Source organism: Pelagibacterium halotolerans B2 (assembly GCF_000230555.1).
In the GTDB taxonomy this organism is placed as follows: Bacteria; Pseudomonadota; Alphaproteobacteria; order Rhizobiales; family Devosiaceae; genus Pelagibacterium; species Pelagibacterium halotolerans.
Map to the genome: position 1 here is coordinate 3,350,234 of NC_016078.1, position 16,287 is coordinate 3,366,520.

Annotated in this window: 11 protein-coding genes; 5 read left to right on the forward strand and 6 right to left on the reverse strand. The window is 62.7% G+C overall.

Features of this window, described 5'->3' with window-relative positions:
• Positions 1–33 precede the first annotated feature (33 nt).
• Both aceA and KKY_RS20160 read right to left on the reverse strand, forming a co-directional pair.
• Positions 34–1,329, reverse strand: a complete 1,296-nt coding sequence (gene aceA / locus KKY_RS16475) for an isocitrate lyase (RefSeq protein ID WP_014132513.1) — start codon at positions 1,327–1,329, stop codon at positions 34–36.
• Positions 1,330–1,450: 121 nt separating this feature from the next.
• Positions 1,451–1,609 carry a hypothetical protein gene (locus KKY_RS20160; protein WP_014132514.1) on the reverse strand — a complete coding sequence of 53 codons (159 nt, stop codon included), beginning with the start codon at positions 1,607–1,609 and terminating at the stop codon, positions 1,451–1,453.
• Positions 1,610–1,849: 240 nt separating this feature from the next.
• Here KKY_RS20160 and KKY_RS16485 point away from each other — a divergent pair, with 240 nt between their 5' ends.
• Both KKY_RS16485 and KKY_RS16490 read left to right on the forward strand, forming a co-directional pair.
• Positions 1,850–3,250 carry a helix-turn-helix domain-containing protein gene (locus KKY_RS16485; protein ID WP_014132515.1) on the forward strand — a complete coding sequence of 467 codons (1,401 nt, stop codon included), beginning with the start codon at positions 1,850–1,852 and terminating at the stop codon, positions 3,248–3,250.
• 75 nt (positions 3,251–3,325) lie between these two features.
• A complete protein-coding gene (locus tag KKY_RS16490; RefSeq protein WP_014132516.1) occupies positions 3,326–3,754 on the forward strand; it encodes an organic hydroperoxide resistance protein in 429 nt (142 codons plus the stop codon).
• Between the two features lie 52 nt (positions 3,755–3,806).
• Here KKY_RS16490 and KKY_RS16495 read toward each other — a convergent pair whose 3' ends face one another.
• The 4 genes from KKY_RS16495 to KKY_RS16510 all read right to left on the reverse strand — a co-directional run bounded on the left by KKY_RS16495 (position 3,807) and on the right by KKY_RS16510 (position 9,411).
• Positions 3,807–5,384: a glycoside hydrolase family 43 protein gene (locus KKY_RS16495; protein ID WP_041529583.1), complete on the reverse strand. Its 1,578-nt coding sequence runs from the start codon at positions 5,382–5,384 to the stop codon at positions 3,807–3,809.
• Positions 5,385–5,494: 110 nt separating this feature from the next.
• Positions 5,495–6,802 carry a xylose isomerase gene (gene xylA / locus KKY_RS16500; RefSeq protein ID WP_014132518.1) on the reverse strand — a complete coding sequence of 436 codons (1,308 nt, stop codon included), beginning with the start codon at positions 6,800–6,802 and terminating at the stop codon, positions 5,495–5,497.
• On the reverse strand, positions 6,799–8,262 hold the full coding sequence (gene xylB / locus KKY_RS16505; protein ID WP_014132519.1) for a xylulokinase: 1,464 nt from the start codon (positions 8,260–8,262) through the stop codon (positions 6,799–6,801). The genes xylA and xylB overlap by 4 nt, the downstream gene beginning before the upstream one ends.
• A gap of 114 nt (positions 8,263–8,376) precedes the next feature.
• A complete protein-coding gene (locus tag KKY_RS16510) occupies positions 8,377–9,411 on the reverse strand; it encodes a LacI family DNA-binding transcriptional regulator (protein ID WP_014132520.1) in 1,035 nt (344 codons plus the stop codon).
• Positions 9,412–9,857: 446 nt separating this feature from the next.
• On the opposite strand from KKY_RS16510, the gene KKY_RS16515 reads away from it, so the two are divergent.
• The 3 genes from KKY_RS16515 to KKY_RS16525 all read left to right on the forward strand — a co-directional run bounded on the left by KKY_RS16515 (position 9,858) and on the right by KKY_RS16525 (position 16,254).
• Entirely contained in the window at positions 9,858–10,697 is an 840-nt protein-coding gene (locus KKY_RS16515; protein ID WP_014132522.1) for a GNAT family N-acetyltransferase, read from the forward strand.
• An 81-nt stretch (positions 10,698–10,778) separates the two neighbouring features.
• Positions 10,779–13,484 (forward strand): DNA mismatch repair protein MutS, encoded by a 2,706-nt coding sequence (gene mutS / locus KKY_RS16520; protein WP_014132523.1) that lies wholly within the window; start codon positions 10,779–10,781, stop codon positions 13,482–13,484.
• Complete coding sequence (locus KKY_RS16525) at positions 13,465–16,254, forward strand: [protein-PII] uridylyltransferase (protein WP_014132524.1); 2,790 nt, start codon at positions 13,465–13,467, stop codon at positions 16,252–16,254. The genes mutS and KKY_RS16525 overlap by 20 nt, the downstream gene beginning before the upstream one ends.
• Positions 16,255–16,287: the final 33 nt, after the last annotated feature.

Sequence of the window (16,287 nt, forward strand, 5' to 3'; positions counted from 1 at the left end):
AACATTGGCGCGTTTGCCCCCGGCCCGTTCGGATCAGTGGAACTGCGCAGTCTCGGTCGAGCCCGCCATGGCGGTGGTCGAACTCGACCCGCCGCTCACTGCGGTCGCCACAGCGTCGAAATAGCTCGTGCCCACTTCGCGCTGATGCCGCGTGGCCGTAAACCCATCCTTCTCGGCGGCGAATTCGGCTTGTTGCAGTTGGGAATAGGCGGCCATGCCCCGGTCCTTGTACCCGCGCGCCAGATTGAACGTGGTGAGCGAAAGATTGTGGAAACCGGCCAGGGTGATGAACTGGTATTTATACCCCATCGCCCCCAGCTCGCGCTGGAACGCGGCCATATCCGCCTCGCCCATATATTTTGCCCAGTTGAACGAGGGCGAGCAATTATACGCCAGCATCTGGTCGGGATAGTCTTTGCGGATCGCTTCGGCGAACCGCTTTGCGTCCTCGAGATTCGGTGTCGAGGTTTCGCACCAGATCAGATCCGCATAGGGCGCATAGGCCAGCCCGCGCGCAATCGCCGCCTCGAAGCCGCCCTTGAGACGATAAAACCCTTCTTCCGTGCGCTCGCCGGTAATGAACGGCGCATCGTATTCATCCACATCGGATGTGATGAGCTGCGCCGCCTCGGCGTCGGTGCGCGCCATGATCAGCGTGGGGACGCCCATAACGTCCGCTGCCAGCCGTGCCGCGTTCAGGGTGCGCACAAAGGTCCGGGTCGGCACCAGAACCTTGCCACCCAGATGGCCGCATTTCTTCTCGCTGGCCAACTGGTCCTCGAAATGGACCGCTGCCGCGCCCGCCTCGATCATCGCTTTCATCAATTCGAACACATTGAGTGCCCCGCCGAACCCGGCTTCCGCATCGGCGATGATGGGCACGAAATAGTCGGTGTCGGCGTCCGATTTGCCCTCAAAGCGCTCCATGGTCTGGATCTGGTCGGCCCGTTGCAGAGCCTTGTTGATGCGCCTGACCACCGAGGGCACCGAATCGACAGGATAAAGCGACTGGTCGGGATACATGTTGCCCGATGAATTGGCGTCCGCCGCCACCTGCCAGCCCGAAAGATAGATCGCCTTTAAACCCGCCTTGACCTGCTGAACCGCCTGGTTGCCGGTAAAGGTGCCCAGCGTGGGCACGAAATCCTCGCTGTGCAGCAATTCCCACAGCCGCCGCGCGCCGTTCTCGGCCAGCGTATGCCGTACGGCCAAGCTGCCCGAAAGCCGCGCCACGTCGTCGGGCGTATAGTCGCGGGCAATGGTCTTCCAGCGATCCGGCGCCCATTCGGGTGCCTCGAAAGTCTGGGGGTCGGGTGATTTGTCGAGCATGAAATACTCCTCCTCAAAAGCTGGGTTTGCGCCATCGCGGGCGCTTCGGTGCTCCCTCTCCCTTGGGGGAGAGGGCTGGGGTGAGGGGCCTTGCGGCAAACGCGAACGAAGGTGGTCAGTGTCAGCCCCGCCGCGAAAAGGTAGCGGCAACCATCTGCGTGCCGCCGAACAGCGCTTCGCCGCCGGCCATTGTGAAGCTGTGCTTGCCGGCCCGGTGAACGATGGAATAGTCCCGCTCGGCGAGACCCTGGCTCCTGAAACTCTCCATCACCTCGGCCATCGATGGTGCAATGATGGTGAGTAAATTCTCCCCCGGCCGTATCGATTGTCTGATGAGCGCTCATGGCTGGTGTCTCCTGCTGGTGAGCACATCGGCGTGCTCGATTAAGTAAAGAATTGACAAAAGACCGCAAAAAGGCAAGAAAAGACATGAAATCAGCGTGTTAAGCTGTAAAGACTTGAAAAGTCGAAATCCGAAGATTGTAAAGGCTGTAAAGATTTACAGCCGGGAGAAGGACAGATGAACCAGCTCGATCTGCAGATCGGGGGCCGCATCAAGCGCTTGCGGCGGCAGAAATCGGTCAGCCAGGCTCAACTGGCCGAAGCGCTGGAGATTTCCGCGTCCTATCTCAATCTGATCGAACACAATCGCCGCCGCATCACGGTGCCGCTCCTGTTTCGCGTCGCGGGCTATTTCGGGGTCGAACCGGGCGAACTGGCCGAAAGCGACGATGCGCGGCTCTCGGGCGACCTCATGGAAATGTTCGGCGACGATATCTTCGCCGATTCCGATCTGACCAACACCGATATCCGTGACCTGGCCACCCATCACCCCGCCGTCGGCCGCGCCGTTCTGAAGCTTTTCGACCAGTTGCGCCATCTCCAGGCGCCCAAATCGAGCGAGCCGGGCGAAACGCTCGCCACGGGCCACAACGTCGTCACCGAGGCGGTCTCCGATTTCCTGCAGGAAAACGCCAATTATTTTCCAACGCTGGAAACTGCCGCCGAACGCGTGCGCCACGATATCGACAATGCTTCGGACAGTTTCGAGGCCGGGCTCAAGGCCTATCTCTTCAATGTCTTCGGCATCGAGGCGCGGCTGGCCTCGCTCCCCCATGGCGTGGTGCGCCGGCTCGAGGACAATGGCCGCGTCCTCGCCGTCTCCGATACGCTCGAGCCCGAATCCGCCCTATTCGCCCTCGCCCAGCATCTGGCCCTGTTGATCGCCGATGGCGAAATTCGCCACCTGATCGAACAGAGCACCCTGCCCCAGCCCGACAGCGTGGGTCTGACCCGCAATGTGCTGGCGTCCTATGTCGCCGCGGCTCTGGTGATGCCCTACGAGGAGTTTTTTCGCGCCTGCCGCGACACCCGCTACGATATCGAACGGCTGGCCCGCCGCTTCCGCGCCAGTTTCGAGCAGGTCTGCCACCGCATGACCACGCTGCAGCGCCCGTCGATGAGCGGCATCCCGCTCCATCTTGTTCGCACCGATATCGCCGGCAACATCTCCAAGCGCTTTTCGCTTTCGGGCATCCATATCCCGCGCCATTCGGGCGCCTGCCCGCGCTGGAACGTCTATGCGGCCTTCCTCAATCCCGGCCAGATCAATATTCAGTTGAGCCAGATGCCCGACGGCCAGCGCTATTTCTGCATAGCCAAAGCCATCGCCAAGGGCGGCCATTCCTACAGCGCCCCGCGCCGCCACATCGCCATCGGGCTCGGCTGCCACGTCTCGCACGCCTCGGCCATGATCTATGCCGACGGCATCGACCTTTCGGCCCCGGCCGGCGCCGTGCCCATCGGGGTGGGCTGCCGCATCTGCCCGCGCCAGGAATGCGGCCAGCGCGCCCATCCCCCCGCCGACCATCGTTTTGCCACCGACGACACAAAGCGTATGGAAAATCTCTATATGCAGTAATGGCAGTCGGTCTGAACCGGTTCGCCCCCTCGGGCGTTGGCTCGACAACCGCACAGTGAAAATACGGAGTGCATCATGGAAATCCTTTATACAGCCCACGCAACGGCAAGCGGCGGCGGTCGCGAAGACGGCCATTCGAAAACCGATGATGGCAAGCTCGATGTGAAACTTTCGACACCCAAGGAAATGGGCGGCTCGGGCGGTGACGGCACCAATCCCGAACAGCTCTTTGCCACCGGCTATTCGGCCTGCTTCCTTGGTGCCATGCGCTTTGCTGCGGGTAAGGCCAAGGTCGATCTGCCCAAGGAAGCCACGGTTTCCGCCGATGTCGGCTTCGGCAAGCGCGACGATGGCGAGGGCTTTGGTCTGAAAGTCATCCTCACAGCGTCAGCGCCCGGCATCGATGCCGAAACGCTCAAGGATGTGATGGACAGGGCCCATATCGTCTGCCCCTATTCCCACGCCACGCGCGGCAATATCGAAGTCGAACTCAGACAGGCCTGATGCCGAATAGCGCCGGCGGATTCACGTGAAACCGCCGGCATCGTTTGTGCACTTACAGCGGCCGATAGACGAAATACGAAAATTCCGCCTCCCGCGCCGATCCGTTGAGGTCCTGCGCCGCCATGCCCACGAACGCCCCGGTAAAGCTGCCATGCTCGGCATCCCCGCCGCATTCGTCCGACAGGATCGAGGCGTCGAGTTCGGGCCCGATCTTCTGCCAGTCGTTGCCCCCCTGCGCATAAAGATACTGCAGTTTCGAGTTCTCCACCCGCATCTTCATGCGCACCGGCCCGGCCCCAACCGGCACGGGATCGATCCAGTAGGTCAGCGTTCCATCCGGGTGCGAGACGACCGACGAAAAGATGTTGAGTTCGCGGCCTCCGTCCGGGTTGGCGGTCAGGTGCAGATAGTGGAAATTGTAGCGTCCGTAATATCCGGTCAGCCCGGCCATTTCCCGCTCGTCGCGCGGATCGAAGTGCACTTCGGTCTCCGCCTCGAAATCGAAATGTTGCTGCCGCCGCGCCACCAGCGCCTGCTCGAACCACGAGCCGATCGATTCCCGCCCGATCAGCGTCAGCTTGCCGCCCTCGAGCCTGAAAATCCGTTCCGGCTCGGGCGTCCGCAGCCATTGAAAATCGATATGCAGATCACCGTCGAACCGATAGCGCCGCTCCGCGTCGAACCCGGCCTGGTCGTAAGTCCCCGGCACATCGACCTCTGACGCGGGCAAATTCGTGCCGCCCACCAGGTACAGCCACCCGTCCTCACGCCATTCGCATTTCTGCAGCGCCGTCTCGCGCCCGAGCACGCACCGCCGCTTCTGGGTCGTCGGCCGGCCGGTCAGATGCACGAGATAGGTCTCGCCATCGGGCGTCTCGACGATGTCGCCATGCCCGGCCCGTTGCAGCGGGTTCAGGGGATCGTCCTTGGCCGTCACCAGATACATGTCCGGATGCAACTCATAGGGCCCGTCGATCGTGCGCGACCGCGCCAGCGTTGCAGCGTGCTCATATCCCGTCCCGCCCTCGGCGGTCAAAAGGTAGTACCAGCCATCGCGCTTATAGAGATGTGGGCCCTCGACCAGTTTGAGCGGCGAGCCTTTGAAGATGTTTTTCCGCTCACCGATCAGCCTGCCGGCTACCGGGTCGAACTCCTGCAACGCAATCCCGGCAAACCGGTGATATCCCTCCCGGTGGTCCCACAGCATGTTGACGAACCATTTTTTCCCGTCATCGTCATGAAACAGCGACGGGTCGAACCCCGATGAATTGACATAGGTGGGGTCCGACCACGGCCCGGTGATCGCATCGGCCGTCACGATGTAATTATGCGCATCCTTGAAATTGCCGTCCTTGCGCTTGACGTCGGTATAGACCAGCCAGAATTTGTTCCCGTCATGGGTAAGACACGGCGCCCAGATGCCGCACGAATCGGGGTTCCCCCGCATGTCGAGCTGGCTCTTGCGCGTAAGCGGCCGGGTCAGGAGCTCCCAGTTTGCAAGGTCTTTGGAATGATGGATCTGCACCCCGGGAAACCACTCGAAGGTCGAGGTGGCGATATAATAATCCTCCCCGACCCGCAGGATCGAGGGATCGGGATTGAACCCCGGCAGAATCGGGTTTTGGCGAATGGGCATTGGGTCTCCTCCCAAAATTCGGAGAAAGGCCCCCTCACCGCCCTGCCGGGCACCCTCCTCCCAAAGGAGAGGGCCGGGGTGAGGGGGCCTTCCTTCCTTAGTTCCTAAACGAACCTGTTGATCAGGTTCTCCAGATATTCCTGCCGCCCCGATTTGGGCTGCGGATTGATCCCCTCGGCTTCAACGCGCGCCGCGATATCGGAAAGGCTTCGCTCGCCTTTGAGCATTGCCTGCGCCTCGGCGCTGTTCCAGCCGGCGTACCGCTCAGTGAGGAACGCGTCGTAGGTTCCGTCCTCGATGATCGCCGCCGCCGCTTTCAGCCCGCGTGCGCAGGTATCCATCCCCCCGATATGCCCATGCAGCAAATCCTCGGGGTCGATCGACTGCCGGCGCAGTTTCGCATCGAAATTGGTGCCCCCGGTGGTAAATCCGCCGGATTTGAGAATGTGGTAATAGGCCAGCGCCACTTCGGGAACGTTGTTGGGAAACTGGTCGGTGTCCCACCCCGATTGCATGTCGTTGCGGTTCATGTCGATCGACCCGAAAATCCCGTGCGCCGCCGCCATGGCCACTTCATGCTCGAAGGTGTGCCCGGCCAGGATGGCGTGCCCCACCTCGATATTGACCTTCACCTCATCTTCCAGCCCGTATTTCTTCAAGAATCCATAGACGGTGGAAACGTCGTAATCATACTGGTGCTTGGTCGGCTCCTGTGGCTTGGGCTCGATCAAAATGGCGCCGGTAAACCCGATCTTGTGCTTGTAATCGACCACCATCGAGAGCATGCGCGCCATCTGGTCCATTTCCTGGCCCAGATTGGTGTTCAATAGGGTTTCATACCCCTCGCGCCCGCCCCACAGCACATAGTTCTCGCCGCCCAGCCGCTGGGTCACGTCCATATTGGCCTTGATGGTCGCGGCGGCATAGGCGAACACGTCCGGGTCGGGATTGGTCGCCGCGCCGCCCATGAACCGGCGGTTGGAAAACAAATTCGCCGTGCCCCAGAGCAGTTTCACGCCCGTTTCGGCGATCTTGTTCTCAAAAATGTCGGCCAGCGCCTCGAGCCGCTTCCTGCTCTCGGCAAAGCTCTCGCCTTCGGGCCGCACATCGGCGTCGTGAAAGCAGAAATAGGGCGCCCCCAAGAGCGTAAACAATTCGAACGCCACATCGGCCTTCAGTTTCGCGGCGTCCATGCCGCCATCGAACCACGGCCGCTCGAAGGTCCGCCCGCCAAACGGATCGCCACCTTCCCAGGCAAACGAATGCCAATAGGCAATGGCAAAGCGCAAATGCTCTTCCATCCGCTTACCCATAACGATTTCGTCCGGGTTATAGTGATGGAAGGCCAGCGGATTGTCGCTGTTTGGGCCTTCATACCGAACCTTGCTCAGGCCTTTGAAAAAATCGCTCATAATGCTCGGGCCTCCTCGATACCCGCATAAAGCGCGCGAAACCGCGCATATTGGTCGTCATAGGCCGATTTGAGATCGGCCCTCGGATCGATGGTTTTTTCGATTTTGGGTTTGGTGCACACGGTTTTGGGGTCGGCACCCGTCGCCGCGATCAGTCCCAGCCGCGCCGCGCCGAACGCTCCGCCGAAATCTCCGTCCTCGGGCACGGCAATCGCCATGCCCAAATTGGTGGCGATCATTTCGAGCCACAGGTCCGATTTCGAGCCCCCGCCCACGGCGATCAGGGTGTCGATCTGCGTTCCCGCGTCGGTCAGCACCCGCTGGCAGTCGCGCACCGCAAACGCCACGCCCTCCATCACCGCCTGCCCCATGGTCCGGGAATCGGAGAGATGAGATAGCCCTACGAAGGACCCTCGCGCAGCGGCATTGTTGTGCGGCGTGCGCTCGCCCGAAAGATAGGGCAGGAAGATCTCCTCGCCCGGGCCGGAAAAGTTCCCGGCAACACCGGCCGTCACCCCTGCCGCGTCCTGGCCCACCAGTTTTGAAAACCAGTTCAGACTATCGGTCGCCGAAAGGAAAACCCCCATCTGATGCCAGGTCTTGGGGATCGCGTGGCAAAACGCATGCACCGCCCCCTCGGTATTGGGCCGGAACTTGTCGTTGGAAACAAACAGCACCCCCGAAGTGCCCAGCGAGACGAACCCGGTTCCCGGCTCCACAGCGCCGATGCCGCAGGCCGAAGCGGCATTGTCGCCCCCGCCCCCGGCCACCACCGGCGTTTGCGCAATGCCCCAGCGCGCGCAAAGCTCGGGGGAAAGATGTCCCGACGGTTCGCTGCCCTCGACCAGCGCCGGCATGTGCTCGGTCGTCAGCCCCGTCACAGCCAGCAGATCGTCCGACCAGCCGCGATATTCCACGTCCAGCCACAGCGTTCCCGCCGCATCCGACATGTCCGAAACGTAAGTCCCGGTCAAAAGAAACCGCACATAATCCTTGGGCAGCAGCACCTTGGCGATTTTCGCGTAATTGTCCGGCTCGTGCTTTTTGACCCACAGGATTTTCGGCGCGGTAAAGCCCGGCATGGCAATGTTGCCGGCAATCTGCCGCAGCGCCGGCAATGCCTCTTCCATTTCGGCGCACTCGGCGGCCGAACGCACGTCGTTCCACAATATCGCCGGGCGGATCACCTTGTTGTCCTTGTCGAGCAGCGTCGCCCCATGCATCTGCCCGGACAGCCCGATTCCCCTTATCGCGCTGACCAGATCGGGATGGCGGTCTTTGAGCGCATCGACGGCCTTGAGCACCGCGTCCCACCAATGGGCCGGATCCTGCTCGGAAAATCCGGGCCGGGGCCGCGAAACGCTCAAGGGCGCACTGGCCTCGCCCAGCGCCCTGCCCTCACCATCGATCAGCACCGCCTTGACGCCGGACGTCCCGATATCGAGTCCGAGATAGGTCATTGCGTTACCCTCTCCATGAAAAATGAGGTGCGTACCTCAATTCCAGTCATCAAAAATCTCCTCCGTCTGGGCTGCCTTTTCGGCGCTCCTCAAAAAATGTGGTATCTGGAAAATCTAGCGCAGGTTGTCCCGCATCAGAACCCTGATTTCCAATTGTGTCTGCGGTGGGGCGGCATCCGCCCCCACCACCAGCCGCCGCGCCGTGGCGCAGACGGCGCGGATTTCGTCTTCCGGGCTTTGGTCCAGAATAACGTCGATGGCGCCGGATTCCAGCCCGGCCCGCGTCGGGCCGGTCAATTCGTGTCCGATCACCCGCACTTTTTCTGCAAGCCCGCACTCGTTGAGCGCCATCAAAAGCCCTGCATTGCCCGCCCCGGCATTGTAGATCCCGGCCAGATCGGGATGGGCCCCAATCAGCGCCAGGCTCTTTTCGTAGGTCGCGGTAAATTCGTCCTGTCCCTCGATGGGGCCTACCAGTTCCAGGCCGGGAAATTGGCTCGTTGTGATCTCGGAAAATCCCCTGATCCGTTCCGAATGGTCGATCAGTTCCAGCGACCCGGCCACCAGCCCGATCGTTCCCCCCTGCGGCGCAAACCGCCCCATCAGCGATCCCGCGATCCGTCCCGCCGCCCGGTTGTCGATTCCCACGAAATCGTGCCGCGCCGAACCGGGCAGGTCCGAGACCAGCGTGATCAGTTTGATCCCCCGCCCCACGGCCCGCGCCACGGCGGCGTGGATTTCGGGCTTGTCGATGGCCACGATCACCGCGCAATCGGTACTCACGGGCTCAATGGCATCGAGCGCTTCGACAAGCGCCCGCGTGTCCATGGCCTTGATCCGCAAAAGCTCGAGCCGCAGCCGCTCGGCCCGCATCTGCGCGCCAACACTTTCCACGGCATCGGCCAGCTTGCCGAAAAACTGGTTGGTGCCTTCCGGTACGATGATTTTGAGAACGATGTCGCGGGCCCGCGCCAGCATCGAGGCGGTCAAATCGCGCCGAAACCCGATCTCGGCAATCGCCGCCTCCACCTTCTCGATCGTCCCCTTGCGCACGCCCGGCCGGCCGTTGAGCACACGGTCCACCGTCGCCAGCGACACCCCCGCCGCCCGCGCCAGATCATGCACCGTCACGCGCCCATTGTTTTCCAAACCCGCTCCCTCCTCATTTTTGAGGTACGTAAGTCATTGCCCGTTTTAGATGGCGCGGTCAAGGGGTGGAAACGAAGCTGAACGCTGGCATAAAAAAAGAGAAGGCCCCCTCACCCGTCTGGCTGCGCCATCCGACCTCCCCCCCAAGGGAGAGGTAAGAAAGCCGCCGGCACCGGGCTACACCTCTCCCTTTGGGGGAGAGGTCGGCGCGAAGCGGAGGGCCTTTTCCCGTCCTTCCCCATCAAGGGGAGGGTGCTTCCCGGGAGTGTGGGTCGGTGCCGTGCCAATTCCACAGCAGCATACCTCCCCCTTGACGGGGGAGGATGGGGAGTGGGGGCCACAAGCGCCGAGCCGATGGCAACAACGCCAGCTTGTCCGGCCGACACAATTCCCTTCCCCGCCCGTTTCGCGTAAGAAGTCCCAAGCTCCCCGCTCCCCCAAGGCCCATGACCGACACCGCACTCAGATTGGACATTTCGCGTCCCGCCCCGCTCGCCCGCTTGGGCCAGTTTGCCGTGCGCCTTGCCCGAACCGATGCCGAGCGTTTCGCCGCCTACCGCCTGCGTTACGAGGTGTTCCATCGCGAGCGCGGCGTGAACGCCCCGTGGATGGATCACGCCAACCACATCGAGGCCGACGCCTTCGATCCCCATTGCGACCATATCATCGTCATCGATACCGCCGCGCGCGCCCTGGGCGAAACCCCGCCCATAGTCGGCACCTATCGCGTCATGGCCGGCCCCGCGCCCGCTCTTGGCTGGTACGCCGATGGTGAATTTGCCCTCGCGCCGCTCTTTGCCCGCCACCCAGGTCAGCGCTTTTGCGAGGTCGGTCGCTCCTGCGTTGCCCCGGCCTATCGTTCCATGCGGACCATCGAGGCGCTGTGGTGCGGGCTCTGGGCCTATGCCTGCCAAAACGGTATCGACGCCTATTTCGGCGCCGCCAGTTTCCCCGGCACCGATCCGCACACCCACGCTCACGCCCTGTCCCATCTTTTTCACACCGCCCGCGCATCGGCTGACTGGCAAATTGCCGCCCGCGCCGGCCACGCTGTCTCCATGGACATGCTGGCCCCCGAAATGACCGATCGCCACGCCGCCCTGCGGGCCATGCCGCCCCTGGTGCGCGGCTATCTGCGGGTCAATGCGGTATTTTCCAGCCACGCCTTCGTGGACGAAAAGTTCGGCACCACCGACGTCTTCGTTCTCGCCCGTTTTGCCGCCGCCCCCATGGCCTATCGCAGACGCGTCGAGCGGGTCACCGGCCTGACCCATCCCAACCTGTGATCTGCGGTTGGAATCGCCAAAATTTTGGCTTAGCGTGCGCCACCGTTTAAGAGCCATATCCCCGGAATTTTAGACCGCTTCATGACGCGAACCGAGCCACAGGCCGATTATGCTGCGCCCCCCGCCACGGGCATGACACCCATGATGGCCCAGTTCTTCGAGATCAAGGGCGTCAATCCGGGCTATCTGCTGTTTTATCGCATGGGCGATTTCTACGAGCTGTTCTTCGACGACGCCGAAATCGCCTCCGCCGCGCTCGGCATCACATTGACCAAACGCGGCAAGCATCTGGGCGAGGATATCCCCATGTGCGGCGTGCCCATCCACGCGGCCCAGGATTATCTCAAGAAACTCATTTCTCTGGGCCACAAGGTCGCCGTCTGCGAACAGGTCGAAGACCCCGCCGAAGCCAAAAAACGCGGGTCGAAATCGGTCGTCAAGCGCGACGTCGTCCGGCTTGTCACCCCCGGCACCCTGACCGAGGACGATCTGCTCCCCGCCCGCGGCAACAATTTCCTTTTGTCGCTCGCCCGGCTCGGCTCGGACGGTGAGGGCTACGCGATGGCCTGGTCCGACATTTCCACCGGCGAACTGCTCGTCGCCGATCTGGACAAGGAGTCTCTTGCCGATGAAATCGCCCGCATCGATCCGGCCGAACTGATCCTGTCCGATCGCCTCGCCGATCAATTGGCCGAACAGCGCGCCCTCTCGTCCGACCGACTGGCCGGCGCCACCCGCCGCCCGCACGAAAGTTTCGAATCCGAGGCCGCCTCCCGCCTCTTGCGCGAAACCTTCGACAATGGCGTCGACCCCACAGCCTTTTCGCGCACCGCCCGCGCCGCGCTCGGCGCGCTCATCACCTATGTGGCCGAAACGCAAAAAGGGGCCGGCATCCCCCTGCGCCAGCCGCGCCTCGAAGCGCCCACCGATCACATGCAGATCGATGCGGCCACCCGCTCGTCCCTCGAACTGCTCGTAACCCAACGCGGCGATGTGCGCGGCGCCTTGCGGGCAAGCGTCGATATGACGGTGACCGGCGCCGGCGCCCGCCTCTTTGCCGCCCGTCTCGCCGCCCCGCTCAACGATCCGGCCCGCATCAACGCCCGTCTCGACGCCATCGATACGCTGATCGAAAGTTCGATGGAAACCGACGCCATCCGCAAGGGCCTGCGCGCCGCCCCCGACATCGCCCGCGCCTTGACCCGGTTGACCCTCGAACGCGGCGGCCCGCGCGATCTGGGCGCCATCGGCCGCGGCATCACCCAGGCCCGCGCGCTGGGCCATCTTCTTTCCGGGCTTTCCGATCCGGGCGACGAGCTTGCCGCCATCGCCAGAACCCTTGGCCGGGCCCCCGAAATCCTGGCCGACGAATTTGCAAAAGCTCTCGTCGACGAACCCCCGCTTTTCGCCCGCGACGGCGGCTTTGTCGCTTCGGGCTATGATGGCGAACTCGACACCCAGCGCCGCCTCGGGTCCGAAAGCCGCAAGGTGGTCGCCGAACTCCAGGCCGCGCTCGTCGAAAAAACCGGCGTCCGGGCGCTCAAGATCAAGCACAATAATGTCCTTGGCTTTTTCGTCGAAGTCCCCGCCTCCCATGGGTCGCGCCTGCTCGAAGACAGCGTCTTCATCCACCGCCAGACCCTCGCCAACGCCATGCGGTTCACAACCACCGATCTGGCCGAGCTCGAAGGCAAGATCGCCCGCGCGCAGGAAATCGCCGTCGAAATCGAGCTGTCGATCTTTGCCCGCCTGCGCGAGGCCGCCCTTGCCCAAAGCCGCGATCTTATGGCCGCCGCCGACGCCATGGCCGAACTCGATGTCGCGGCAGCGCTGGCCAATCTCGCCGCCCAGCGCAATTGGTGCCGCCCGCTTGTCGATCAATCCCTCGCCTTTCAAATCGAAGGCGGCCGCCACCCGGTTGTCGAAAAGACCCTCGAGGCCGAGGGCCAGACCTTCGTCGCCAACGACGCCGATCTTTCCGCCCCCGAGCCCGACGAAGGCGGCCAGCTCTGGCTGGTCACCGGCCCCAATATGGGCGGTAAATCGACCTTCCTGCGCCAGAACGCCTTGATCGCCATTCTCGCGCAGATGGGCTCATATGTTCCTGCCACCTCCGCCCATATCGGCGTGGTCGATCGCGTCTTCTCTCGCGTCGGCGCCTCCGACGACATCGCCCAGGGCCGCTCGACCTTCATGGTCGAAATGGTCGAAACCGCCGCCATTTTAAACCGCGCCACGCGCCGGTCGCTCGTCATTCTCGACGAAATCGGCCGCGGCACCGCAACTTTCGACGGGCTCTCCATCGCCTGGGCCTGCGTCGAGACCCTGCATGAAACCACAGGCTGCCGCGCCATTTTCGCTACGCACTACCACGAGCTCACAGCGCTTTCAGCGACGCTCTCGCGTGTGTCCAACCACACAATGAGCGTCAAGGAATACAAGGGCGACGTTGTGTTCCTCCACGAGGTGACCCAGGGCGCCGCCGACCGTTCCTACGGCATCCAGGTGGCAAAGCTGGCGGGCCTGCCCGCCCCGGTCATCACCCGCGCCCGCCAGGTGCTCGACCTGCTCGAAGCGCGCGGCCAGTCCAATCCCGGCTCGGCCCTTGCGGATTTGCCGCTCTTTGCCCATATGCCGGCCCCTGAGGACAAAACCGTGCCTCAACCTGGTGCTAACCCGGTTACCGATATGATAGAGACCGTGCGCCCCGACGATCTCTCCCCCCGGGCCGCGCTCGAATGGATTTATGAACTCAAAAAGGCTGCCTATGCCGACGGCGACCATTGAACCGATTGCGCGCAAAAAGGCCGGACTTCCCAGCGCCGAAGCGCTGATCGATGCCGTGCGCGCCGAAATCGGCGATGCCGCGCCCGACAGCCAGATCGCCCGCGCCGCGCTGCTCAAGGCCCTGCGCCAGGGATTGAAGGACGCCCGCATCACGGCCGAAGCCGAACTGGTTGCCAACCGGCGCGGCACGCGCTGCGCCCAGATGCTCGCCGCCGCCGAGGACGAGTTGATCCGCGCCGCTCACCTTTGGGCCACCCGTTACGTCTATCCGCGCGAAAACCCCTCGGGCGCCGAATCCCTCGCCATAGCGGCGGTTGGCGGCTATGGCCGCGGCACGCTGGCGCCGGGCTCCGATATCGATCTGTTGTTCATCCTGCCTTATAAGCAGACCCCCTGGGGCGAAAGCGTTACCGAATACGTGCTCTATATGCTCTGGGATCTGGGCCAGAAGGTCGGCCACGCCGTCCGCTCGGTCGATGATTCCATCCGCATGGCGCGGTCCGACATGACCGTGCGCACAGCAACGCTCGAAAGCCGGTTTCTGGTTGGTGATGACAATCTGTTCACCCAGATGCGCGAGCGCTTCGAAACCGAGATCGTCGAAAAGACCGGCCCCGAATTCATCGCCGCCAAGATGGCCGAGCGCGACGCCCGCCACGATGCCCAGGGCAACACCCGCTACGTGGTCGAACCCAACGTCAAGGACGGCAAGGGCGGGCTGCGCGATCTCAATACGCTCTATTGGATCGGCAAATATTTCTACCGCGTCCAGACCTATCCCGAACTGATCGACAAGGGCGTGTTCTCGAAAACCGAATACCGGACGCTCCAGCGCGCCGAGGATTTCCTGTGGGCCGTGCGCTGCAATCTGCACTTCCTCGTCGGCCGCGCCGATGATCGGCTGACCTTCGAGATCCAGCAGGAAATGGCCGAGCGCATGGGCTATCACGACCGCGCCGGCATGCTGGGGGTCGAGCGCTTCATGAAGCGCTATTTCCTCGTCGCCAAGGATGTGGGCGACTTGACCCGCATCTTCTGCACCTCGCTCGAATTCGCCCACGCCAAAAAGGTCGATGCCTTCGGCCGCGTGTTCGGCAATTTCCGCAAGGCACGCCGTCAGATCCGGGGCGAGCCCGATTTCGTCCTCGAACATGGCCGCATCACCGTGGCCGACGACGAGGTGTTCGAAAAGGACCCGGTCAATATCATCAAGATTTTCTGGGTGGCCGGCCGCGAAGGCGTGATGTTCCACCCCGACGCGCTCAAGCTCCTCACGCGTTCCATGCGTCTGATCGATGCCAGGCTGCGGGCCGACGAGCGGGTCAACGCCTATTTCCTCGAAATCCTCACCAGCCCCAAATCGGTCGAGCGCATCCTGCGCCGCATGAACGAGTCCGGCGTTCTGGGCAAGTTCGTGCCGGAATTCGGCAAGATCGTCGCGCTGATGCAGTTCAACATGTATCACCACTATACGGTGGACGAGCATCTGATCCGCGCCGTCGGCGTCATGGCCGACATCGCCAATGGCGGGCTGAAAAACGAACTGCCCCTGACCCACGAGCTGTTGCCCCATCTTTCCGACACCCGTCTGCTTTATGTGGCCCTGTTCCTGCACGATATCGCCAAGGGCCGCCCCGAGGATCATTCCGAGGCCGGCGAGGCCATCGCCCGCAAATTCTGTCCGCGTCTGGGCCTTTCGGCCGCCGAAACCGATACCGTCGCCTGGCTGGTGCGCTATCATTTGCTCATGAGCGAAATTTCCCAGTCCCGCGACATCCAGGACCCCGATACGGCGCGCAATTTCGCCCAGATCGTGCAAAGCCCCCAGCGTCTTGCGCTCTTGATGATCCTCACCGCCTGCGATATCCGCGCCGTGGGTCCGGGCACATGGACGGGCTGGAAGGGCTCGCTCCTGCGCGCCCTTTATTACGCCACCGAACCGCTGCTCTCGGGCGGCCATTCCCAGGTCTCCCAGCGCGACAGGATCATCGAGGCCCAGGACGCTTTGCGCTTGGGGCTCACCGACTGGACGCCAAAACGGCTCGATGCCTATATCGAGCGCCACTTCCCCAATTACTGGCTGCGCGCCGAACCCGAACTGCAACTGGCCCACGCACGGATGATCGACGCGGCGGAAGCCAAAAATTCGAGCTTTGCCGGATCGACCTCGATCAAGGCCTTCGAGGGCATCACCGAAGTCACCTTCTACACCCCCGATCACCCGCGCCTGCTCTCGCTGATCGCCGGGGCCTGCACCACCGCCGATGCCTCGATCATCGGCGCGCAGATCTTCAACACAAAGGATGGCTACGCGCTCGATACCTTCCGCCTGCGCCGCGCCTTCACCTCCGACGAGGATGAAAAGATCAGGGCCTCGCGCATCACCGATATGGTCAAGGCGTTGCTCGAGGGCCGCAAATACCTCCCCGCCGATCTCGGCGTCGATTCGCGCTACAATCGGCGGCTGAAGCCCTTTTCGGTCCCTACCGAGATCTTCATCTCCAACGCGCTTTCGGACAAATTCACGGTTATCGAGATTTCCGGCCTCGATCGCACGGGCCTGCTCTATCATCTGACCCGTGCGCTCTCCGATCTCAATCTCACCATCGGCTCGGCCCATATCGGCACCTATGGCGAAAAGGCCGTGGACGTTTTCTACGTCACCGACCTGACCGGCGGAAAAATCACCTCGAAAGTCCGCCAGAAACGCATCCACGAAGCCCTCGAAGCGGTCTTCGCCCCCGCCCGCCGCGAAAAGGCCTCAGCGTGAGCACTCTTGCCTGCGTTGGCAGGGGGTTTGCCG